29 protein-coding genes, 1 tRNA gene and 1 rRNA gene are annotated in these 23,008 nt (G+C 25.4%); 20 read left to right on the forward strand and 11 right to left on the reverse strand.

Annotated elements, in window-relative coordinates:
- Window position 1 precedes the first annotated feature (1 nt).
- Window positions 2–1,150 carry a glycosyltransferase gene (locus AC5SLO_RS00800; protein WP_494573318.1) on the forward strand — a complete coding sequence of 383 codons (1,149 nt, stop codon included), beginning with the start codon at window positions 2–4 and terminating at the stop codon, window positions 1,148–1,150.
- Window positions 1,151–1,547: 397 nt separating this feature from the next.
- Here AC5SLO_RS00800 and AC5SLO_RS00805 read toward each other — a convergent pair whose 3' ends face one another.
- Window positions 1,548–2,927 carry a GMC oxidoreductase gene (locus AC5SLO_RS00805; RefSeq protein ID WP_494573319.1) on the reverse strand — a complete coding sequence of 460 codons (1,380 nt, stop codon included), beginning with the start codon at window positions 2,925–2,927 and terminating at the stop codon, window positions 1,548–1,550.
- 117 nt (window positions 2,928–3,044) lie between these two features.
- On the opposite strand from AC5SLO_RS00805, the gene AC5SLO_RS00810 reads away from it, so the two are divergent.
- Window positions 3,045–3,746 (forward strand): glycosyltransferase family 2 protein, encoded by a 702-nt coding sequence (locus AC5SLO_RS00810; protein WP_494573770.1) that lies wholly within the window; start codon window positions 3,045–3,047, stop codon window positions 3,744–3,746.
- Window positions 3,747–3,748: 2 nt separating this feature from the next.
- On the forward strand, window positions 3,749–4,765 hold the full coding sequence (locus tag AC5SLO_RS00815; protein WP_494573320.1) for a hypothetical protein: 1,017 nt from the start codon (window positions 3,749–3,751) through the stop codon (window positions 4,763–4,765).
- A gap of 118 nt (window positions 4,766–4,883) precedes the next feature.
- Here the strand turns inward: AC5SLO_RS00815 and AC5SLO_RS00820 are convergent, their stop codons facing one another.
- Together AC5SLO_RS00820 and AC5SLO_RS00825 are read right to left on the reverse strand one after the other, a co-directional pair.
- Window positions 4,884–6,032: a glycosyltransferase family 4 protein gene (locus tag AC5SLO_RS00820; RefSeq protein ID WP_494573321.1), complete on the reverse strand. Its 1,149-nt coding sequence runs from the start codon at window positions 6,030–6,032 to the stop codon at window positions 4,884–4,886.
- A 15-nt stretch (window positions 6,033–6,047) separates the two neighbouring features.
- On the reverse strand, window positions 6,048–6,716 hold the full coding sequence (locus AC5SLO_RS00825; RefSeq protein WP_494573322.1) for a glycosyltransferase family 2 protein: 669 nt from the start codon (window positions 6,714–6,716) through the stop codon (window positions 6,048–6,050).
- 82 nt (window positions 6,717–6,798) lie between these two features.
- Between AC5SLO_RS00825 and AC5SLO_RS00830 the strand changes: the two genes are divergently transcribed.
- The 17 genes from AC5SLO_RS00830 to AC5SLO_RS00910 all read left to right on the forward strand — a co-directional run bounded on the left by AC5SLO_RS00830 (window position 6,799) and on the right by AC5SLO_RS00910 (window position 18,888).
- Window positions 6,799–7,395: a hypothetical protein gene (locus AC5SLO_RS00830; RefSeq protein WP_494573323.1), complete on the forward strand. Its 597-nt coding sequence runs from the start codon at window positions 6,799–6,801 to the stop codon at window positions 7,393–7,395.
- A gap of 38 nt (window positions 7,396–7,433) precedes the next feature.
- Complete coding sequence (locus tag AC5SLO_RS00835; protein ID WP_494573771.1) at window positions 7,434–8,510, forward strand: DUF8201 family protein; 1,077 nt, start codon at window positions 7,434–7,436, stop codon at window positions 8,508–8,510.
- Complete coding sequence (locus AC5SLO_RS00840; protein ID WP_494573324.1) at window positions 8,503–8,934, forward strand: FkbM family methyltransferase; 432 nt, start codon at window positions 8,503–8,505, stop codon at window positions 8,932–8,934. The genes AC5SLO_RS00835 and AC5SLO_RS00840 overlap by 8 nt, the downstream gene beginning before the upstream one ends.
- Window positions 8,935–8,963: 29 nt before the next feature.
- Window positions 8,964–9,227: an FkbM family methyltransferase gene (locus AC5SLO_RS00845; protein WP_494573325.1), complete on the forward strand. Its 264-nt coding sequence runs from the start codon at window positions 8,964–8,966 to the stop codon at window positions 9,225–9,227.
- On the forward strand, window positions 9,211–10,014 hold the full coding sequence (locus tag AC5SLO_RS00850) for a glycosyltransferase family 2 protein (protein WP_494573326.1): 804 nt from the start codon (window positions 9,211–9,213) through the stop codon (window positions 10,012–10,014). The genes AC5SLO_RS00845 and AC5SLO_RS00850 overlap by 17 nt, the downstream gene beginning before the upstream one ends.
- Complete coding sequence (locus AC5SLO_RS00855; protein WP_494573327.1) at window positions 10,011–10,832, forward strand: Rossmann-fold NAD(P)-binding domain-containing protein; 822 nt, start codon at window positions 10,011–10,013, stop codon at window positions 10,830–10,832. The genes AC5SLO_RS00850 and AC5SLO_RS00855 overlap by 4 nt, the downstream gene beginning before the upstream one ends.
- Window positions 10,829–11,869, forward strand: a complete 1,041-nt coding sequence (gmd, locus tag AC5SLO_RS00860; RefSeq protein WP_494573328.1) for a GDP-mannose 4,6-dehydratase — start codon at window positions 10,829–10,831, stop codon at window positions 11,867–11,869. Before AC5SLO_RS00855 ends, gmd begins: the two co-directional genes overlap by 4 nt.
- Window positions 11,866–12,810, forward strand: coding sequence for a GDP-L-fucose synthase family protein (locus tag AC5SLO_RS00865; protein WP_494573329.1), 945 nt, complete (start codon window positions 11,866–11,868; stop codon window positions 12,808–12,810). The genes gmd and AC5SLO_RS00865 overlap by 4 nt, the downstream gene beginning before the upstream one ends.
- Window positions 12,810–13,691: an NAD-dependent epimerase/dehydratase family protein gene (locus AC5SLO_RS00870; protein WP_494573330.1), complete on the forward strand. Its 882-nt coding sequence runs from the start codon at window positions 12,810–12,812 to the stop codon at window positions 13,689–13,691. The genes AC5SLO_RS00865 and AC5SLO_RS00870 overlap by 1 nt, the downstream gene beginning before the upstream one ends.
- 54 nt (window positions 13,692–13,745) lie before the next feature.
- Window positions 13,746–13,860, forward strand: a 5S ribosomal RNA gene (rrf, locus tag AC5SLO_RS00875).
- A 13-nt stretch (window positions 13,861–13,873) separates the two neighbouring features.
- Window positions 13,874–13,999, forward strand: a complete 126-nt coding sequence (ykgO, locus tag AC5SLO_RS00880) for a type B 50S ribosomal protein L36 (protein WP_006997331.1) — start codon at window positions 13,874–13,876, stop codon at window positions 13,997–13,999.
- A gap of 5 nt (window positions 14,000–14,004) precedes the next feature.
- Window positions 14,005–14,115, forward strand: coding sequence for an aa3-type cytochrome c oxidase subunit IV (locus tag AC5SLO_RS00885; RefSeq protein WP_018413861.1), 111 nt, complete (start codon window positions 14,005–14,007; stop codon window positions 14,113–14,115).
- A 9-nt stretch (window positions 14,116–14,124) separates the two neighbouring features.
- A complete protein-coding gene (locus AC5SLO_RS00890; RefSeq protein WP_494573331.1) occupies window positions 14,125–15,213 on the forward strand; it encodes a Re/Si-specific NAD(P)(+) transhydrogenase subunit alpha in 1,089 nt (362 codons plus the stop codon).
- Window positions 15,214–15,217: 4 nt separating this feature from the next.
- Window positions 15,218–15,526, forward strand: coding sequence for a proton-translocating transhydrogenase family protein (locus tag AC5SLO_RS00895; RefSeq protein WP_271480134.1), 309 nt, complete (start codon window positions 15,218–15,220; stop codon window positions 15,524–15,526).
- Between the two features lie 2 nt (window positions 15,527–15,528).
- Complete coding sequence (locus tag AC5SLO_RS00900) at window positions 15,529–16,923, forward strand: NAD(P)(+) transhydrogenase (Re/Si-specific) subunit beta (protein ID WP_494573332.1); 1,395 nt, start codon at window positions 15,529–15,531, stop codon at window positions 16,921–16,923.
- Between the two features lie 5 nt (window positions 16,924–16,928).
- Entirely contained in the window at window positions 16,929–17,642 is a 714-nt protein-coding gene (locus tag AC5SLO_RS00905; protein WP_494573333.1) for a transaldolase family protein, read from the forward strand.
- A gap of 373 nt (window positions 17,643–18,015) precedes the next feature.
- Complete coding sequence (locus tag AC5SLO_RS00910) at window positions 18,016–18,888, forward strand: hypothetical protein (protein ID WP_494573334.1); 873 nt, start codon at window positions 18,016–18,018, stop codon at window positions 18,886–18,888.
- A 13-nt stretch (window positions 18,889–18,901) separates the two neighbouring features.
- Here AC5SLO_RS00910 and AC5SLO_RS00915 read toward each other — a convergent pair.
- From AC5SLO_RS00915 to AC5SLO_RS00950, 8 genes are all read right to left on the reverse strand, one after another.
- Window positions 18,902–18,978, reverse strand: a tRNA-Met gene (locus AC5SLO_RS00915).
- Between the two features lie 6 nt (window positions 18,979–18,984).
- Entirely contained in the window at window positions 18,985–19,179 is a 195-nt protein-coding gene (rpsU, locus tag AC5SLO_RS00920; RefSeq protein ID WP_006997326.1) for a 30S ribosomal protein S21, read from the reverse strand.
- Window positions 19,180–19,230: 51 nt separating this feature from the next.
- Window positions 19,231–19,818: a cell cycle transcriptional regulator TrcR gene (locus tag AC5SLO_RS00925; RefSeq protein WP_494573335.1), complete on the reverse strand. Its 588-nt coding sequence runs from the start codon at window positions 19,816–19,818 to the stop codon at window positions 19,231–19,233.
- Window positions 19,819–20,049, reverse strand: coding sequence for a 50S ribosomal protein L31 (gene rpmE, locus AC5SLO_RS00930; protein ID WP_494573336.1), 231 nt, complete (start codon window positions 20,047–20,049; stop codon window positions 19,819–19,821).
- A gap of 35 nt (window positions 20,050–20,084) precedes the next feature.
- Window positions 20,085–20,825, reverse strand: a complete 741-nt coding sequence (locus AC5SLO_RS00935) for an inositol monophosphatase family protein (RefSeq protein ID WP_494573337.1) — start codon at window positions 20,823–20,825, stop codon at window positions 20,085–20,087.
- A gap of 5 nt (window positions 20,826–20,830) precedes the next feature.
- Complete coding sequence (gene efp / locus AC5SLO_RS00940; protein ID WP_494573338.1) at window positions 20,831–21,391, reverse strand: elongation factor P; 561 nt, start codon at window positions 21,389–21,391, stop codon at window positions 20,831–20,833.
- Window positions 21,388–22,011 (reverse strand): thiamine phosphate synthase, encoded by a 624-nt coding sequence (gene thiE, locus AC5SLO_RS00945; protein WP_494573339.1) that lies wholly within the window; start codon window positions 22,009–22,011, stop codon window positions 21,388–21,390. Before thiE ends, efp begins: the two co-directional genes overlap by 4 nt.
- A complete protein-coding gene (locus AC5SLO_RS00950; protein WP_494573340.1) occupies window positions 21,998–23,008 on the reverse strand; it encodes a class I fructose-bisphosphate aldolase in 1,011 nt (336 codons plus the stop codon). The genes thiE and AC5SLO_RS00950 overlap by 14 nt, the downstream gene beginning before the upstream one ends.

The raw sequence follows: 23,008 nt of genomic DNA on the forward strand, positions 1-23,008 counted from the left end.
AATGAGGGTCTTTTATTGGTCTCCTCATATATCAGAAGTAGCAACGATTTATGCAGTTATCAATTCTACTAAGTCGCTTAATAAATATTCTAAAAAATTTAAACCAACCATATTAAATGCTGTAGGTGAGTGGGACCAGTACAGTCAAGAGATCAAGAAAGAAGGTATTAATATAATAAATTTATTACCTTTCAGTATTTATAATAAGCTACCACGGTATAATTTTTTAAAAAGTAGAATGTCATATGTTATTATTTTTTTAATATCACTCCTGCCACTTTACAGAATATTAAAAAAAGAAAAACCTGAATACATGATGTGCCACTTAATTTCATCCCTTCCACTATTTCTTTTTAACATGTTTAATTTTGATACAAAGTTAATTTTAAGAATATCAGGTCTACCAAAACTTAACTTTATTAGAAAAAAATATTGGCAAATTTCAGAAAAAAATATTTATAAAATATTTTGTCCAACTCTTTATACAAGAGATAAGTTATCCAATGATAAAATTTTTTCAAATAAAAAGCTTTTTTTTCTACCAGATCCAATAGTTGAGATAAAAAAATATATTACAAAAAAGAAACAAAGCAATTACTCACACAATAAAAATGAAAAATTGATTATAGGAATAGGCAGACTTACAAAGCAGAAAAATTTTACTTTTTTGATAAAATGTTTTGCTGCAATTAAACAAGAATTTAGAAATGAAAACTATAAGTTAGTTATAATTGGTGAGGGTGAAGAAAGAGAAGAATTACACAAATTGATATTGAAATTAAATTTAAATAAGCATGTGAGATTAGTTGGATATAAAAAAAACGTTTATGAGTATCTAAAATTTGCAAATTGTTTTGTTTTAAGTTCGCTATGGGAAGATCCTGGATTTGTTTTAATTGAATCAGCCTTGTCTTCCACACCAATTATTTCATCAGACTGCACAAGTGGTCCTATTGAATTATTAAGGCATCTAGAAAATGGATTATTATTTAAATCTAATAACATTGAAAGTTTTATGAAAACTTTTATTAAATTTAGAGAGATGGATTCTGATTTACTAAAAAATTGTTTATACAATGCTAAAAAATTATCAAAAAAATATACTATATTTAGTCATCATAATTATTTATCTAGATTATTGAATTTTTAACAATTTACTATTCGATATTTTACTTTTTAAGAATTATATGATCTGTATTTTAAAAAAACTTATCTTTTTTGGAAGTAAAAAATTCACATTCTGGTGTATCAAAACTATAATTAATTTTATCCCATCTAAGAGAAACAAATTTTCTTTAGTGTGATTTTTTTAATAAATTTAGTAAATTTAATATTATTTAAAATTATTAAAGATATTAGATCCACTAATAACAAAAAAATACTCACATTAATATAGCCACCACTCAAAAGTAGCAGTCTTATTTGTGCATAATATATAACATTATTAAAGCTAATTCCACGATTACTCTTAAGCCATCAATTTTTGTTCTGTATTGTTATTTCATATAATAACAATTTTTATCGGTTAAAATTTATTATAGATAATATTAGTAATTTTTTTTAAGATAAGAGGACAATCTATTTGCTAGTGTCATGATTGTCCAAGTTGGATTGGTGAATCCATTGCTACTAAAAACACTTGATCCACAAATATATACATTCTTGAAATTTATTAGTTTTAAATTTTTATCTACACAGGCGATATTTTTATTTTTTGTTGAAATAGTGGTGCAACTTGGGTGTAATCCGGTAAAAATTCTTTGTTCTAAAAATTTATCTCTAGAAGGTTTTTTTGAAAGAAATATTGTTTCCACAATATCAATTATTTTTTGATAATTTTTTTTATCAGACTTTGATAATTTCCAATTAATGTCTGACTTATAGAGTCCATATATATCTCTTGTAGTTTTATTAATTTTAATGAAATTTTTATTAGACTTTTTTTGTGAAAAAAAAAATTCAAAAGTGTATTTATTCTTTATTTTAAATAAATATAATAATTTAGAGACAATTTTAAATAATAAATTATAATAACTTATTATTATATTTAAAATTTTTTTAGAAAAAATTACCTGAGATCTCAAATATATCCTTTTTAATATTCTTGATGGATCTTCAATATAATCTAGCTGAAGACCTCCAAAATAATCCTTATTTTTTATGAATATGTTTTTTTCTTTTTTGTTATTATTTCCTAAAATAAAGTATTTAGAAAATTTTTTAATTTTAGATGCAGTATCATCAGATATAGTTGATATATTTATATGGGAATGATCACAGAGATTTTTTCCTATATTTTTATTATAATTATGAAATAAATTTTGTATTAAATTTGGATTTCCCAATCCTCCAGCACAGAAAATTATAGATTTTTTAATTGACAATTCTATTTCCTTATTTTTTATAATATTATTTATAATTACTCCAGATACATCATTCCTCTTATGCTTATAGACCATTTTAATAGGTGAGCTGTTATCGAAAACAGTAATAAATTTATTTGAGCCAATTTTCAAAAAATCAAAAATGTTACCTAACTTTTTTTCCCTTAATGAACTTGAAGATTTGAAACCTTTGTATTTAATAACTTTATTTATATGATTATGATTAATTTGGAATTTTTTTGCTAAATCTTTTGAGTATTTTATTAACTCTTCATATTTAAACGACCAACTATCATTATTAAATTCATCCTTGCTTATTAAATAAATTTTACAATTCCATAATGCGCTATTGCCCCCTAGCTGGTTGCTAAAAATTGGTGAATAGTTGTAATTTGATTTATTTATATAAGGCGAAAATATAAAACTATTTTTATTAGAGTCTTGTTTCGTATTTGTGGCTCTATCAATTAATGCAATTTTATTGCCACTTTTTGCTAATTGATAAGCAAGAACTGAGCCAGATGGTCCAGAACCAATTATCACATAATCAAATATTTTTTTTTTTCCATAAAAACTATAAACAGCTTATAATATAACTAAAATATAACATTTATAATATTAAAAATTCCATGTCATTAATAAGTGTAATCATGCCGTATTATAAAAAAAAAGTACTTAGAAAAATCAATATTATCAGTTTTAAGTCAGACGTATAAAAATTTTGAAATAATTCTAATTAATGATGACCCAAGTGAAGACAAAAATTTTTTAATAAATATTAAAAAATTAGACAATAGAATTATAATATTACACAATAAGATTCGTCTTGGTGCTGGATTTTCAAGAAATAAAGGAATTAAAAGGGCAAAAGGAAATTATTTAGCCTTTTTAGATTGTGATGACTATTGGCATAAAGATAAATTACGTAAACAATTAAATTTTATGATTAAAAATAGTAAATCATTTTCTTATACTTCTTATAAAATCATTAATGCAAATGGAAATATTGTTGGTGAAAGAATAGCAAAAAAAAAATTAAGCTTTAAAAACCTTATAAGTTCTTGTGATATTGGACTATCTACAGTGATGTTGAAAAAAGACTTGATGAATACAGAGATGTTTCCAAAATTGAAAACTAAAGAAGACTATGTTTTATGGTTAAAATTAGCAAAAAAAAATATTGAAATTGTCGGTTTAAAAAAGTTTTTTACATATTGGAGAAAACTAGATGATTCACTGTCATCACATATTATACAAAAAATTTGTGATGGGTTTAAGGTTTACAAAAATTTTATGGGGTATAATTCACTTAAATCATTTATATTGTTATTTGTATTATCTATTAATTCTTTAAAAAAATAAAAATGCTTCATATAATTTTTATTATAATTATTTCTTTATTAATGGCTTACTGCTGTAAGAGATTTTCATTTTTATTAAATTACACAGGCTCTAGTCATCAAAAATTTGCAAATAAAGAAGTAACACCTTTAGTTGGGGGTGTCTCTATATTGCTATTTATTTTAATTTCTTTGCCAGATGATTTATTGTATTTAAAGCTTTTTTGTTTTTTTATTTTTTTTATAGGGTTTTTTTCTGATATTAAAAAAATTAATTCTCCTAAACTGAGACTAATTTTGCAGGTCATTATTATTTTATTATTTATATACTTACTAAATATATCGGAAATAAAAACTAATATAATTCTATTAGATAATTTATTAAGTAATTATTATTTTTTTGCAATTTTATTTACTTCATTTTGTTTTTTGATTATAATAAACGGATCTAATTTTATTGACGGTATAAATACTCTTACTATTGGATATTATTTAAGTTTGTTATTTGCCTTAAGGACAATAGAATTTAATTCAAGTTATCTTTATATTCTATTAATTGATAATCATTTTATTATAATACTTTTTTATATTTTTATTTTAAATTTTTTTAATAAAATATTTTTAGGTGACAGTGGTGCATATCTTATAAGTTTACTATTTGCTTACCTGTTAGTAGATATTCACATTAATAATCTATTTATCTCACCATATTACATAGTTTTACTTCTGTGGTACCCTGGATTTGAAAACTTATTTTCGATAATTAGAAAATATAAATTTAAAAAATCTCCAATAAAGCCAGATATTAATCATTTCCATCAGCTGCTTTTTTTTTATTTAAGTCAAAATAGTTTTTTTAGTAAAAAATATATTTCTTCAATTACCGGAATAACTATTAATACTTATAATTTTTTACTCTTTATGCTAGCTAGTCAAAACTTACAAAGTAGTAAATTTCAAATAACACTTATATTAGTTTCAGTATTTATATATATTTTTATATATTTAAGATTATTAAATTTTAAAAAGAACTATAAATAAAAATTATTTACCATTAAATAAATAAACAAACCTAAAGTATATTATCCAAATAAATTTGAGAATATTTGTTAATATCAATTTTTAAATTAGTGATATTTTTATTAACCATTACTTAGATTTATACTAAATTCCTGTAAATTTCTAAATATTTACCATATAAAAATTTTAAATCATATTTTTTAGAAGAGCTTAATGGATTAGATTTAAATTTTTTTTTATTTTTTTCAAAATATAAAATTTTTTTGCATAATAAGAATACTTTATTTTTTCGAGTGATAAATCCATTTAAATTATTTTTAATTATTTCATTAGCTCCTTTTGAGTCAAATGTGATTACTGGAATGTTTGCTCCTAAAGCCTCAACAAAAGTGATTCCAAAAGACTCAATTCTTGATAAATTGACGTAGACATCAGATTTAAGATATTCTTTGATTATTTTACTATTAGGAAAATAAAGCTCTTCTTTTGAAGATAAGTTATTTAAAATTTTAAATTTTTCTCTATTTTTATATACATATTTGTTTTCGTAGAGAAGGTGAGTGTCACGCCCAATGATTACCCATTCGAAATTAACGTTTAACTTATTTAAGTGAAAGACAACTTTTGGAACAAGGTCATAACCCTTTTTTTTTATTGCATATCTTGCAACTGTAATTATTTTAAGAAGTTTACTTGGTTTTTTTTTAATTTTAATTCTTAAAAATTTTTCTAAAGGAATTCCATTTGGTATTTCAACAATCTTGTTTTTTTTAATTTTTAACCTCATTAAATCATGTTTGATATTGTTTGAGATTGCAGTAAACTTATCAATACTTTCTAATGTTTTTTTGAATAATTTATCATACTTCTTATCCAGCCTATTACCATATTTTATCTTATTATTAATTTGGATATCAGCCCCCTGAAATGTAACAACAATTTTTTGACTAAGTTCATTAAGTACATTTATTAAAATTAAACTTTTATAATTCGTAAATATAAAGTGCCAAACATGATACTTTTCTTTTTTAATCATTTTGCTTAGGTAAATTTTTAATAAAAATGACAGATTAATATTTAAATAATAATCAAAAATAAAAACTAAATTAATTATAAATTTATTTAGATATTTTATTTTATAATTTTTTTTTTTAATATTTGTTTTATTTAATAAAAGAATATCAGATTGAATTTTTTTTTTATTAAAAATATTTGATAAATTATGAGCCTGAACTTGAGCACCACCTGGGTCAGGAAAAAAAGCACCTGGAATTATTGCAATTTTCATTTGATATAAATTTTATTATTTTTTGAAATATAAACTAATCATATATTTTAAAATTAAAAAACCATCTTTAAAAGCATTAACTTTTTTTTTACCTGCAATTCTTTTTCTTTCATAAGAATTTGTACTCCCTAATTTCATTTCCATTTTTTTTGCTTTTATTGGAAGTTCAACACAAAAAGAAAAGTTTTTTTGATCAAGATGTAACTTTTTAGCTTGTTCAGTTTTACCAATTACAAAGGTATATAAAATGTCGCTTATATTTAGTCTAAAAAATATTTTACCGATATAAGTAAAAATATAATTACCAATCAGTGTTAAGAGTGTATCATCATCACTTCCAGAATTAACATCATATCTGGATGCAAATATAAAATCTAATTCTTTAGTATCTAGGGTTTTGTACATTTTATCAATTTCTAATGGATTAAAAGAACCATCTGCATTGAAGATGCAAAAATATTCAGTTCTACATTGGTTGATACCGTGAATTAGTGCATCACCATAGCCAAAATTTTTTTGATAAATTATATTAACATCATAATTTTTAATGGATTGAATTGTTTCACTATCTGTTGAATGCAAAATAACATCAATTTTATAAGGATATTGTTTTAATTCATTTAAAACTGAAGGAAGGCTTTCAGCTTCATTTTTTGCTGGAATTATTAAGGTAATATTATGCATAATAGATACTTACTATTTTAGAAATCCATAAATACAGGGAAATTACTGTTATTCAATCTAAATTACTTTATAAGAAATTTTAGTGAGCAATTTACTTGTATTAATAGCCTATTATTTTTTAATTCTTATTTCTATATTAGGATATGGACTCTTTTTTTTAGAAATATTCAAAAAAAAAATATCCTCAACTAATTTGGGATATGCAGGATTATTCGGTATATTTGTCTTATTATTATACTCTTATCTAAGCAATTTTTTATTAGCTCATTCAGAAATTCATAATATTTTATTAATCATATTTGGTCTAATTTTATCTTTCCTAAAACTGTTTAAAAATTTTTTAAGTTATAAAAAAGAATTTATTTTAACAATTTTAATATTTTGTTTAATTTCTAGTTCTTTGTTTTTATATAAAAATCATGATGATTTTCCATATTATCATTTTCCATACACATACTATCTAACACAACAAAGTTTTTATATTGGTGTTGGGCAATTTAACCATGGTTTTAGAACTCCTTCTTCAATATTTTATTTAAACTCATTTTTTTATTTGCCTCATGCAAAATATTACTTATTTCATTTAGGATCTATTTATATTTTAGGTTTTGCAAATATAATATTATTAAAAAAAATTGATAATTTTTTTTCATATTTAAATTTAAAAAAAAAAAAATAAATGTCACAAATTATCTAAGTTTATTTTCAATAATTTTTATTAACATATTTTTTTATAGAATTGCAGAACATGGAACAGATAGATCAGCACAAATTTTAATATTTTTATTAATAATTGAATTAATGATTTTTATAAATCTTAAGAGAATTAAAAGTGAAGATTTATTTAATTTATATTTGTTAGCAGCACTTATAATATCTTTGAAAGCATTTTACATACTGTATGCAGTTTTTTTTATACCTCTATTATTATTTGTAAAGTCAAAAAACCAAACGTATATTCAGACAATAAGTTTTTTATTTATAAATAGATTTTTTTCTATATTTTTGTTAATGTTATTTTTTACTTTATTCACATACTTTATAAATACAGGATGTATTATATATCCTTTAAACTTTACTTGTTTTGATAATTTTGATTGGGGCATAGCCAAAGAACAGGTTATTAGAATGAATAACCACTATGAACTATGGTCAAAAGCCGGCCTCACACCAACATCTAAAGTATCAAATCCTTCAGAGTACATTCAGGGGTTTAACTGGGTTAAAAATTGGATAGATCTTTATTTTTTTAATAAAGTTAGTGATTTTATTTTAGGCTTGATAGTAACAGTTTTTATTGTAGTATTTTTTTTTAAAAGACACCTTTTTAAAGTTAAAAATAAAAAAATTAATAAATTTTTTTATTTAATATATATAATTATAATGATTTTAGGAGTGGAGTGGTTTTATAATCACCCTGCATTAAGATATGGTGGTTATTGCATTATTGCTTTACTAATTTTCATACCCATTTGCTTAAAGCTTGACATAAACAATGTAAACTACAAATATTACATTAAATCAGTTATTATTTTACTCATACTTACTGCGCTAGTCTTTAATATAAGAAATATTAATAGAATAGTTAAAGAGGTTAATCTTTATAAGTACAAACCATTACAAGAAACTTTTTATAATTTAGACAACAATATTTTTCGTATTCAAAAACAAATGGAAGGACATATATCCGAGTATAACAAATGTTTAAATTCAAGAGAAGATTGTAGCCCTGAAGGACAAAAAGTATATACGAAGTATGGAAAAATAATTTTTAGTAATAGAGCTAATGATTAAAAAATTAATTATACTACTTTTAAGTTTTTTTGATTTTTTTCATCAAATAAAAATTATCAAATTTTTATCAAAAAAAAATTTAACTAAAATAGATATATTGCTTGATGTGGGGGCACATAAAGGTGAGTCTATAAAGTTATTTCTTAATAATATGAATGTTAAAAAAATTATTTCATTTGAGCCAAGTCCAATAAATTTTCTTAAATTAAAAAATATTAAAGAACATTACATAAAAAAGTTTAATAAAACAGATATAATAATAGAAAATATTGGACTTGGTAATGAAAATAAAGAGATTAACTTTAAACAATTTGAAGAGAGCTCCTCTTCTACGATGAAGGCAATAGATGAAGAGTCATCATATTTTAAGAAAAAATTTAATTTATTAAATTTTTTTAGTAAAAAAAAAAATATAAAATCATAAAAGTAGAAATTACAACGTTAGAAAATTACATGAATTTGAATAATATAAATAAAATTTCTTTGCTTAAGATTGATACAGAGGGTTATGAGTATGAAGTTTTAAAAGGTCTTAAAAAAAAAATTCAATTAGTAGACATGATAATATTTGAACACCATTATGATAACATGATTATCAAAAATTATACTTTCAGAGATATTAATAATCTTCTTATAATGAATAGTTTTATTCAAATATATAAAACTAAGATGCCATTTAGAAAAACATTTGAATATATTTATGTTAAAAAAAATTAGAAAAACTGACAATGTAAAAGTGTCAATATTAATTGCTAATTATAATAATGAGCAGTATTTAAAAGAATGCATCGACTCTATAAAAAAACAAAACTATCAAAATACTGAAATAATAGTCCACGATGATGCTTCATCAGATAATTCAATAAAAAAGTTGAATGAATACAAAAATATCAAAATTATAAAAAATAAAAAAAGAGGAAGTTATGGTTGTTATAATCAAATGAATGCATTTTACAGAGCTTTTAAAAAAAGTAAGGGTGAAATTTTATTTTTATTAGATAGTGATGATTTTTTCAAAAAAAATAAAATAAAATTCATAACCAATTTTTTTATAAAAAATAAAAAAATATCCTCATTGTTTGATTTACCTATTTATAAATATAAAAATGAATTAAAATTCATTAAAAATAAAAAAAAAATTATTTCCAATTATTGGGCATATATCCCACCTCAAAGTTGCATTGCAATAAAAAGAGATGACTTTATTAAAATGTTTAGTAAAATAAATTTCAATTTATTTCCTGATATTTGGATGGATTTTAGAATTGGTTTATATCTAAAATATATTAAAAAAGATTTTAATATTCTAGATAAAAATCTAACCTACTATAGACAATCTCCAGGTATGATTTCATCCAATTTTCGATTTTTATCATTTGCATGGTGGAAAAGACGTAAACAAGCTCATGATTATGTTCAATATTTTTTTGATAAAAATAGAATAAATCATGCGAAGAATTTGGATTACTTATTAACAAATATTATTTATTTTTTTATAAAATGAAAAAAAAAATATTAATTATTGGTCAAAACGGACTTATTGGCAAAAACTTATTCAATTACTTTAAAAGTAGGAAAATAAATATTTACAGAATTAGTTTTGAAAGTTTTCTAAAAAAAAAATATATAAATAATTTTGATATTATCATTAATTGTACATCCAATCAAAAATTTGTAAAAAATAAATACACTAATAAAAATGATAATGATTTTATAATTGCTAAAAAAATTATAAATTTAAAGACTAAATTGGTTATGTTAAGTACTAGAAAAATTTTTAAACCTAAATATAATATTAAAGAACTAGATAAAAAAGAACCAAATTGTAACTATTCAATTAATAAAGTTATATCTGAAGCTTCAGTAAATAAGATACTTGGAGCAAGGCTTTTAATTTTAAGGATTTCTAATATTATTAGTTTACCAAATAAAAATAAAAGAAAACTTCATAATACTTTTAGTGATATTTTTTTTGAAATGGCAAAAAAAGGTTATATTTATAATAATAAAAAGAAAATATATAAAGATTTCATTTCTATTAGCAAATTTAATCAAATTGTTTATGAATTGATTAAAAAAAATTCTTTTGGAATATTTAATATATCTTTAGGTAAGAAAATCTATATATACCAATTGATTGCTTGGTTAAATTTTTACAATACAAAAAAAATTAAAGTTATTAATATAAAAAATAGTTTTAATAATGATAGTTTTACATTAAATAATAACAAACTCATGAAACAAATCAAAATTAAAAATAATATTTTAGAATTTAAAAATGAGTGTTTTGCAATAAGCAAAAAATTTTTTAAAAAAAAATGAAAAAAAAAATAGCTTTAATATTTGGAATTACAGGCCAAGACGGTTCTTATCTTGCTGAATTTTTAATAAAAAAAAATTATATAGTTCATGGTGTAAAAAGAAGATCTTCTTCATTTAACACTGGTAGAATAGATCACCTTTACCAAGATCCTCATGAGAAAAAAAGAAAATTAATTTTACATTATGGTGATTTAACTGATGCTATTTCTGTATCATCAATAATTAAAAATATTAAACCTGATGAAATTTATAATCTTGCCGCACAATCACATGTAGCAGTGTCGTTTGAAGTTCCTGAATATACAGCCAATGCTGATGGACTTGGTGCTTTAAGAATTTTAGAAGCAATTAAGTTTCATGGTCTTGAAAAAAAAACTAAATTTTATCAAGCTGGCACGTCTGAAATGTTTGGAAAAGTTGTTCAAATACCTCAAACAGAAAAAACACCTTTTTATCCTCGAAGTCCCTATGGTGTTGCAAAAGTTTATGCACACTGGATAACTGTTAACTATAGAGAAGCCTTTAATATTTTTGCTTGTAATGGAATATTATTTAATCATGAAAGCCCAGTTAGAGGTGAAACCTTTGTTACAAAAAAAATAATCATGGCCTTATGTAGAATAAAATTAAAAAAACAAAAGAAATTATTTCTAGGTAATTTAGATGCTAAACGAGATTGGGGTCATGCAAAAGACTATGTAGAAGCAATGTGGAAAATGTTACAAAAAAAAATACCTGATGATTATATAATTTCAACAGGAAAACAATATTCAGTAAAAGATTTTATTAATTTATCACTTAAAGAGCTAAATATAAAATACTACTGGAGGGGCAAGGGAATTCATCAAAAATGTTATGATGAAAAAGGAAATTGTTTTATAGAATGTGATAAAGAATATTTTAGACCGTTAGAAGTAGACACTTTACTTGGTGACTCAAGTAAAGCCAGAAAAGAATTAAATTGGAAACCTAAATATAATACCATCAAACTTGTGAAAGAAATGGTGAGTGAAGAGTTAAGTAATTTATTGAAGTGATAAATTTAAATTCCAAAATTTATGTAGCTGGACATAATGGCCTTGTTGGAAGTGCAATTGTAAGAGAGTTGAAAAAAAAAGGATACAATAATATTCTAGTAGCAAGTAAAAAAAAATTAAATCTTATTAATCAATCAAAAGTTCTTAAATTTTTAAAAAAAAATAAACCAGCTTTTATTTTTTTAGCAGCAGCAAAAGTTGGTGGAATATATTCTAATAAAAAATATAAAGCAGATTATTTATATGAAAATCTAATAATACAATCTAACGTTATAAATGGTGCTTATCTTTCAGGAGTTAGAAATCTGATATTTTTAGGCTCAAGTTGTATTTATCCTAAAAATTGTAAACAGCCTATAAAAGAGAGTTATTTGTTAACAGGTGAACTTGAGCCAACAAATGATGCGTATGCTATAGCAAAAATTGCTGGAGTAAAACTATGTGAAAGTTACAATTTACAATATAAAACAAACTATATTTGCTTGATGCCAACTAACACTTTTGGTCCGAACGATAATTATGATGAGCTAAGTTCTCACTTTTTTCCTGCGTTGATTAGAAAAATTCATAAACTTAAAAATAGTAAAATCAATTCTCTTGTTTTGTGGGGCAATGGTAAAGCAAAAAGAGAAGTTGTTCATGTTGATGATATTGCTAATGCTTGTGTTTATTTTATGAATAAAAAGAAAAAACCAACACTTATCAATATTGGAACTGGTAAAGATTTTACAATTGAATACTATGCAAAATTAATTGCAAAAACCATTTTACCACACAAGAAAATTAATATTAAATATGATTTAACGAAACCCAATGGAGTTAAAAGAAAGGTTATGGACATATCCTTAGCAAAAAAATTTGGATGGAAAAGCAAAATTGACCTAAAAAAATCAATATTAGATACCTACTTGTCATTTAAAAAAGAAATTAAGGAAGTTTAATGAAAAATATTCTTATTGTAACAGGAGGAGCTGGATTTGTTGGTTCCAATTTAATTGCTTTATTACTTAAAAGAACAAAATTTAAAATTATAAGTATAGATAATTACTCTACAGGTAAAATAAAAAATCATATAGATGATAATAGAGTTAAATACATTAGAGGAAATACAAAGAATATTAAAAAAATATTAAAAAAAGAAATTAATAAAATAAAAACCATATTTCATTTAGGTGAGTTTTCTAGAATTTATCAAAGCTTTTTAAATATGAATGATTGCATCGACTCTAATAATATTGGTTCTCATGAAGTATTTAATTTCTGCCTTTTAAATAAAATAAAACTTGTGTATTCAGCAACATCAGCAAGTATTGGCGATAAAGGAAATGATAAAAATTTATCTCCATATGCATTTACTAAAGCCAAAAATTTAGAATTATTAGAGAATTTAAAAAAATGGTTTAATTTTAAATTTGAAATATTATATTTTTATAATGTTTATGGACCAGGTCAAATAAAAACAGGACCAATGTCTACAGTAATAGGAATATTTGAAAATCAGTTTAAAAAAGAATTACCATTAACAGTTGTTAAGCCAGGATCACAATCTCGAAGATTTACACATATCAACGATACTGTTGAAGCCTGTTACTATGTATGGAAAAAAAATCAGTGTAAGCACTACAGTATATCTAATAGAAAAAGTTATACAATTATTGAAGTTGCAAAGTTATTTAATGTTAAAATTAAATTACTGCCACCTAGAAAAGGTGAAAGATATGCCTCAGCTTTAACAAATATGAATTTATCAAATAAAGTTCATAAATTGTTTGGAAAAATTAACCTCGAGGATTATGTGAAGAATATTGTTAAAAATAACTAAAAAAAGATTACAATTCCTTGTTTACAATATCTTTATTTTGGATATAACTCTTTTGCCGGTGATTATTGCGAAGGGGTAATACCCGATCCCATTCCGAACTCGGAAGTCAAGCCCTTCAGCGCCAATGGTACTTTGTCTTAAGACACGGAAGAGTAGGACATTGCCGGCTATAAAAAAATATTATGAAAATTAAAAGCTCGTTAAAATCACTTAAAAAAAGAGACCTTAATTCTAAATTAGTTAGAAGAAGAGGTAGAGTTTATATAATTAATAAAACAAATCCAAAATTTAAAGCAAGACAAAAGTAGTTTTTATGGATAACCAAGACCATAAAAATACCTGGAATAACTTCACAAAATTTGTCTTGTGGGGAACTGTCGCTGTTATAGGTGTTTTAGTTTTAATGGCAATATTCTTGTTATAAAGTTCTCTTATGAGAATCGCTTCAGTTTTAGAAAATAAAAAAATTGAAAGAAGAATTGCAATTACTCCTGAGATTGCAAAAAAATATATAGCTCTTGGTTTTGAAATTTCTTTGACCACTAAGTATGGTGAACACTTAGGCTTTAAAGATAGTGAGTATAAAGATTTGGGTGTTGAAATTTCTTCTAACGAAACAGAAATATTAAGTAAAGCTAATATTATTATTCAGTTAAGCTTATTATCTGATGAAAACCTCTCAAATTTAAAAGAAAACCAAACCCTTATTGGAGTATTCAATCCTTATGCTAATAAAGAAAAAATAGAAAATTTATCTAAAAAAAATATTAATGTTTTTTCTTTAGAAATGTTGCCAAGAATTACCAGGGCTCAATCAATGGATATACTTTCATCTCAAGCTAACCTTGCCGGTTATAAGGCGGTGATCGAGTCGTTTGCAAATTTTGAAAAAGCAATTCCAATGATGATGACAGCAGCTGGTACTATTCCAGCAGCAAAAGTATTGGTGGTTGGTGCGGGTGTTGCGGGTCTTCAAGCAATTGCAACTGCAAAAAGAATGGGTGCAATCGTATTTGCAACAGACGTAAGAATGGCATCAAAAGAGCAAGTTGAAAGTTTAGGTGGAAAATTTTTAACAGTAGAAGGCTCTGAAAATCTTGAAACTGAAGGTGGCTATGCAAAGGAAGCTTCAGAAGAATTCAAAAAAAAACAAGAAGATCTTTTAGCTGAAACTTTAAAGAAAATTGATATTGTGATATGTACTGCTTTAATACCGGGAAAAAAAGCTCCATTAATCATTAAAGGTTCCATGATTGATAATATGCAATCAGGATCTGTTATTTATGATTTAGCTGCGATTCAAGGTGGAAATTCAGAGTTTACCGAGGTTGATAAAATTGTAATTAAAAAAGGAGTAAAGATTATGGGTGAAACAAATATTTTAAATAAACTGCCTGTTTCAGCTTCAAACTTATATTCAAAAAACGTATTTAACTTTGTTTCAAATTTATATGATAAAGAAAATAAAAAGATTAATATTAATTTAGAAGATGAAATAATTGAAAAAACTTTAATAAAATAGAATTATGGAAATAGACCCTTTTATATTTAGATTAAGCATATTTATTTTATCAATTTTCATTGGCTATTATGTTGTATGGAGTGTAACTCCATCTTTACACACACCACTAATGTCAGTGACTAATGCAATATCATCAGTAATTATTGTGGGTGCTATAATTGCAGGTTTAGCAGGAAGTGTAGACAATGTTTTTACAATCTCAAATATACTTGGATTTTTGGCAATATCTCTTGCTGCTATTAATATATTTGGAGGATTTTTGGTCACTCAAAGAATGCTTCAAATGTATAAAAAAAAGAAGAAAGATAAATAATTATGTCAGCAAATTTATCAGCAATATTTTATTTAGTTTCAGGAGTTTTGTTTATCTTAGCATTAAGAGGTCTTTCATCACCAGAAACATCAAGACAAGGTAATTTTTTTGGAATCTTGGGAATGGTGATAGCTATCGCTGTTACTTTTTTATCTGTTGGAAATTTCTCTAGTGGACTAATTTACGTATTAATTTTTTTACTGGTTGGAGGACTTATAGGGGCATTCATAGCCTACAAGATACCAATGACTGCTATGCCAGAATTAGTAGCGGGATTTCATAGCTTAGTTGGACTATCAGCAGTTTTTGTTGCTATTTCAGCTTTCTTAAATCCGGAGGCATTTAATCTAGGATCATTAGGTGCCATTAAACTTGCAAGCTTAATTGAAATGTCAATTGGAGCCGCAGTTGGTGCCATAACATTTTCAGGTTCAATAATTGCTTTTTTAAAACTTCAAGGAATAATGTCAGGTTCACCAATTACTTTTAAAGGGCAGCATTTTGTTAATGCCTTATTGTTAATCTCAATAATAGTTTTAACTTACTTATTATGCTCATCCCAGTCCTCTAATTTCTTTTGGATATTAATAGCTGTTTCATTTTTAATAGGATTTTTATTAATTATCCCTATTGGTGGGGCAGACATGCCAGTAGTAATATCTATGTTAAATTCATACTCTGGTTGGGCTGCTGCAGGAATTGGTTTTACTTTAGAAAATACTGCATTGATTATAACAGGAGCTCTTGTTGGATCTTCAGGTGCAATTTTATCTTACATAATGTGCAAAGGTATGAACCGCTCTTTCTTTAATGTAATCTTAGGAGGATTTGGTGCAACAGAACAATCTGCATCATCTGGAAATAAAGAACAAAAACCTGTTAAGAGTGGTAATGCTGAAGATGCAGCCTTTTTAATGAAAAATGCGTCATCAGTTATAATTGTTCCAGGTTATGGTATGGCGGTAGCCCAAGCACAACATGCACTAAGAGAGATGGTAGATACCTTAAAGAAAAATGATATTAAAGTGACTTATGCAATTCATCCTGTAGCAGGAAGAATGCCGGGACATATGAATGTATTGTTAGCTGAGGCAAACGTTCCTTACGATGAGGTTTTTGAACTTGAAGAAATTAATAATGATTTTGCTAATGCAGATGTTGCATTTGTAATTGGGGCAAATGATGTAACAAATCCAGTTGCAAAAACTGACCCTCAAAGCCCAATTTATGGAATGCCAGTATTAGATGTTGAAAAATGTAAGTCTGTATTATTTGTAAAAAGAAGTTTATCTCCTGGATATGCTGGAATTGATAATGACCTATTTTATAAAGAAAATACTTTAATGCTATTTGCTGATGCAAAAAAGATGACTGAAGATATAACTAAAAACCTTTAAGACTAATGACAATAAAAATATTTTGTGACATTGCAGAATTAAATCAAATAAAAAAATTTAATAAAAAAAAAATAGTTAAGGGATTTACAACTAATCCAAGTTTAATGAGAAAGGCAGGAGCAAAAGATTACAAATCTTATTCGAAGAAAATACTAAAAATTTGTAATAACAAACCTGTTTCTTTAGAAGTCTTTGCTGATGAATATAAACAAATGAAGCAACAAGCTCTTCAGATCAATACCTGGGGAAAAAATGTTTATGTAAAAGTGCCAGTGGCTAATTCTAGAGGTATTTTTATGGGCAAGATTATTAAAGAGCTTAATAGTTTAAATATTAAACTTAATATTACAGCAGTATATAGCGCTAAACAGACAGAAAAAATTCTGAAATTAATTAATAAGAAAACTAAAGTTATAATTTCGATATTTGCTGGTAGAGCAGGTGACACCGGTAAAGATCCAGTACCAGAATTTAAAAAAAGTATAGTGATGGCAAAAAAGTTTAAAAATGTTGAGATACTTTGGGCTAGTGTTAGAGAGCCTTATAATTATCTACAAGCAAAACAGTTAGGTTGTCATATTATCACTATTCCTCCATCAACTATTGAAAAAATAGAGAATTTCGGAAAAACATTCGATCAACTTACCAAAGAAACGGTTAAAGCTTTTTTGGTTGATAGCAAAAAATCTAAATTTAAAATTAACAATAGTGCAATATAAAGTTTTTTCTTTAAATAAAATCTTTCTTTCTCTTTTTTTTTATTTAACTCTTATAATTGGTTTTACTTATGGTGAAAACTTAAACTATGGATCGTACAATGATTGGATTAGTAGTAATAGAGAGCCAATAAATGACTTCTCAAACAACTTTACTTACACATTTTTAAATTTTGATAGTTATGGGCATCGACACTCACCAGTATACGTAATATTTTTATCATTATTTTTAGATTTAGGATTTGATCTCAATCAAATTAGACTTATTCATTTGCACCTTTGTATTTCATTAATAATAATTTTTTATCAATGTCTAAAATTATTGTTTACTAATATTAATTATAATTATCTCCTTCTACTATCCTTAATTATTTTTTTGTCTCCAACTTTTAGATCTTTAGCAATTTGGCCAGATAGCAGACTACCAGGTTTAATTTTTTTTGTTTTAACAATATATTTTTTTTTAAAATTTAGAAAAACTAATAATCCTAAGTACACTTGGTATACTTGTGCTTCACTTGTAGTATCATCATATATAAGTCCAAATTTTTCAATTTTTTTTCCATACTTTTTTTTCTTTTTTTTAAAAGAATTTGGATTTAAAAAATTAATTTTTTTAATAATATTTAATTTTTTAGCATCACTGCCAATTTTATATTATATTTTTATTTTAGACGTAAATTTTTTAACAGCAGGAAAGACCCCGGGTTTAGACAAAGAAAGTATTAGTTTTAGTTTTAATTTTTCTGATAAAATAATGATTATTAGTTCGATAATTTTTTTTCATTTATCACCATTACTAATTATGGGCGATACATTTAATTACTTCAAAAATTTTTTATTTAAAAACTTTAAATTATTAATTTTTTTTTTAGCATGTTTAGTGTATTTTTTTAGCTATCAAATAAACTATACTGGTGGTGGTGTATTTTTAATTTTATCAAACCTACTCTTTAACAATAATTATTTTTTTTATATAGGATCATTTTTTTTTATAGGTTTTATCGCATATATTGCCTCTTTAAATCTAAATAATTTTTTTTTATTATCTTTGATAATAATTTCTAATATACAAAATACCATTTATCATAAATATTATGAGCCAATGATACTCATTATATTTTTTACATTAATAAAATATCCAGGAGTAGAAAATTTAATAAAGAAAAAAAGTAATATTTTTTATTTATATTTTTTAAGCATTATTTATATCTTAATGAAAATTATTAAGATTAGTTATTTTTTATAATTTATCAAAAATTTGGTTGCGGGGGACGGATTTGAACCGCCGACCTTCAGGTTATGAGCCTGACGAGCTACCAGACTGCTCCACCCCGCGGTATATTTAAATTCTATTTTTAAGCTTATTAAGCTTTTTAACTCTTTTAATATTCTCTTGTAGAATTCTTTTTTTCTTTTCAGAGGGTTTTTCGTAAACACTCTTTAATTTTACTACTTTAAAAAAGCCATCACGTTGTAATTTTCTTTTTAAAACTCTTAGAGCTTGTTCAATATTATTATCTTTAACTTCTATTTTCATAAATTTTAAGTGTGTTTAACTAACATTATATAATTTTACTGTCTATTAAAATTATTCAATGTTTGAGACTTCCCTAGCTAACTTTGCCTTCTCCTTTTCTTTTTTCTCTCTTTTAATTCGTCTTTCAGCTTTTTCTATAGCTTCAACCAAATCTTTTTGAGAGAATAGTCCTAAAGCCACAGGATCTTTTGGATTTAAGTTATTATAATTCCAATAACTTTTATTCTTTATCGCTGTAACTGAAGCTTTAGTTACTCCAACTAATTTTGCAATTTGAGAGTCTTTTAGCAAAGAATGATGTTTAATTAACCACAAAGCCGAGTCTGGCTTATCCTGTCTTTTTGATAATGGAATATATTTTTTAATTTTTTTATCCTCAGTTGAAATTTCAATATCAGTATTTTTTATCTGCAATTCTTTATTTTCATCTTTTGAAGCTAACTCAATTTCCTCTCTCGTAAGTTGGCCAGATATTATGGGATTGTAAGCCATGATTCCTTTTGCAACTTCACCGTCAGCAATACCTTGAACTTCAACCTCATGTAAATTGCAAAATTTGGCAATTTGTTTGAATGTAAGTGTAGTATTTTCTACAAGCCAAACAGCTGTTGCCATTGGCATCAAAGGTACGTTTGACATTTAATCTTTTTTTTCTGATCTGAAGTTTTGGAATTTCTTATTAAACTTACTAACACGACCCTTATCCATCAATTTTTGTTTTCCACCTGTCCAAGCAGCATGTGATTTTGGATCTATTTCTAATCTTAAAACTTCTCCCTGTTTTCCCCAAGTTGATCTTGTCTCAAATTGAGTTCCATCAGTCATTTCTACTGTAATTGTGTGGTAGTCTGGGTGTATGTCTTTTTTCATATCGAGACTTATAGCAAAAGATTTCTATAAAACAATTAAAAGTTCTTTAATTTTTCAAGCATTTTGTCGTTAATTGCCATGCTCGAAGCTCTGATTTGTATATTTTTATTTTGTGAAAGGTCAATTTCATTAATCATTCCACCTGCTTCTTTCACCAATATTATACCCGCTGCTATATCCCATAAATTAAGGTCATTTTGAAAATAACCATCGTATCTACCAGCTGCAACATAGGCAATATCTAAAGCAGCACTTCCAGATTTTCTTAAAGGTAAGTTGACCTCATTTTTAGCCACACCCCCTGTCGCAAACAAACAGCTATTAAGCTCTTTTTTTTTGGATACTCTTATCCTTTGATTATTAAAGAAAGCACCATTGTCTTTTTCAGCATAAAACATTTCATCTTTAATTGGGTCATAAATTAAACCTGAAATAATTTCATTACCATATTTTAAGGCTATAGATATTGCAAAGTGAGGAACACCATGTAAAAAATTTGTAGTACCATCAATAGGATCTATGATCCAAGTATGATCTTTGTCTTTATTGCTTTCAGAACCATCCTCTTCACTGATAATAGAATAGTAAGGTCTTGCTTTTTTTAATTCTTCTATAATTATTTTTTCAGCTTTAAGATCAGCATTTGACACGAAGTCAGTAGGGCCCTTAATTGAAACCTGCAATTTTTCTATTTCTCCAAAATCTCTAATTAAAGCTCTAGATGCTTTTTCAGCAGCTTTAATCATAACGTTTAGATTGGCCGATATAGATTGCATAAGAATTATATCTTTTTTATGTATTCCATAGTTCGAGTATCAACTATGATTTTGTCACCACTTTCAATGAAGGGTGGTACTTGAATATTTACTCCGTTATCTAATGTTGCAGGCTTATAAGAAGAAGAAACTGTTTGCCCTTTTAGAGCAACATCAGTTGTCTCAATAGTACAGGTTACTTGATTAGGCAACTCTACTGCTAAAGGTTTTTCATTATAGAAACTTATATTAACCTCTAAGTTTTCTGTTAACATTTTACCTTTTTCACCTACTGTTTCTTTTTTAATATTAATTTGCTCATAAGATTTAGGATCCATAAAATAATAATCTGTTTCATCCCCATAAAGATAATTAAATTTTGTTTCATCTAATGAAGCCTTTTCAACAGATTCACTTGATCTAAATCTTTCATTTAATTTTGTATTTTTATTTACACTTTTCATTTCAACTTGTGCAAAAGCACCACCTTTTCCAGGTTTTACATGCTGAGTTTTTAAAACTTGCCAAAGATCATCTTTATATTCTATTAGCATCCCGACTCTAATTTCACTTGCGTATATTTTCATTTTAATTTTTTAATAGCTTCTAAAGGTTTATATTTTTTATTGTGCCAAATGTAGCCTGAAATAGCTAAAAAGTTAGCTTTATTCAATAAGAGTTTTTTGTAATTATTCAACTTTATACCACCAATGGCAACAACCGGTAAGGTAGTTATCTTTTTTATAGATTTCAGTATTCTCAAATTAGCTCTATATTTAACTTTTTTAGTTTGAGTTGAGTAAAACGCACCAAACGCTAAATAATCAGCCCCATCCAAAATTCCTTTTTTTGCTAATTTTATTGAATTATGACAGGTAACACCAATAATCTTATTCTTGAATAGTTTTCTCGCCTTAGCAATACTCGTGTCGCTTTGGCCCAAATGACAACCATCTGCATTCAGTTTTTTTGCAATCATTGGATCATCATTCACTAAAAATTTTACTTTGTACTTCTTACATATTGTTCGAATTTTTTTTCCAATAATAAGTTTATTTTTGATTGTTTCTTTTTTTAGTCTCAATTGAAAATAGCTAACTTTTCTTGATTTTAATACTAATGATAAATTTGTATAAAATTCATCTTCTTCTATTTTATTTGGTGAAATTAAATATATAAACTTTGTATTTTTTTTATTGAGACTCAAGTTCAGATGACCATTTCCCTTGAGCTGCTAATGTACACATGTTTGCTCTATGATTAAATACGTTTTGTGTGCCTTCAATATTTTTAATATCTTTTGACCAGAATTTAAGAGCACTTTGTTGTAAGGCTCTTCCATACGAATAGGTCATGATAAAATTTGTATCATTGTGCTTATTTATTAAATTTAAATTTTCTGTTGCCTCAACCTCTGTCTGACCTCCTGATAGGAATGCAATACCAGGCACTTCAGTTGGTACATTTTCTTTAAGACATTTTAGAGTAAGTTTAGCTGTTTCCTCATTTGATATTTTATTATTTGAACTAGCTCCTGCTAAAATCATATTAGGTTTTAAAATTATTCCACTGAAGTCAATATTATGGAGCATTAACTCCTCAAAACATTTTTTAAGAACTTTTGAAGTTTTGTTAAAACAGTCTTCAGCTGAATGATCACCATCCATTAAAACTTCTGGTTCTACTATTGGCACCATTCCACATTCTTGAACCAAGGCTGAGTACCTTGCAAGAGCATGTGCGTTTGAATGAATAGATAATTCGCTTGGGTGCTTTTTTGTAATATTATAAACACCTCTCCATTTTGTAAATCTTGCCCCTAATTTATAATATTCTTTCAATCTTTCTCTTAAACCATCAAGACCTTCTGTAATTTTTTCTTCAGTAGAATTTGCCATAACTTTTGCTCCAGTATCAACTTTAATTCCAGGAACGGCACCTGTTGCAGAGATTAATTCTGGTATAGCTTTGTTAGAATTAGAAATTTGTTTAATTGTTTCATCATATAAAATAACCCCACCAATAAATTTTTTCATTGCTTCTGAGGTAAAAAGTGTCTCTCTAAATAATAATCTATTTTCTGGAGTTGAAGGAACTGCAACAGAATCCAGTCTTTTTGTCATAGTGCCATTACTTTCGTCTGCAGCAAGGATGCCCTTGCCATTTGACAGTATTTTAAGTGCTATTTTGTTTAGTTCTGACAT

It is taken from the genome of Candidatus Pelagibacter sp. PS_44 (assembly GCF_059417735.1).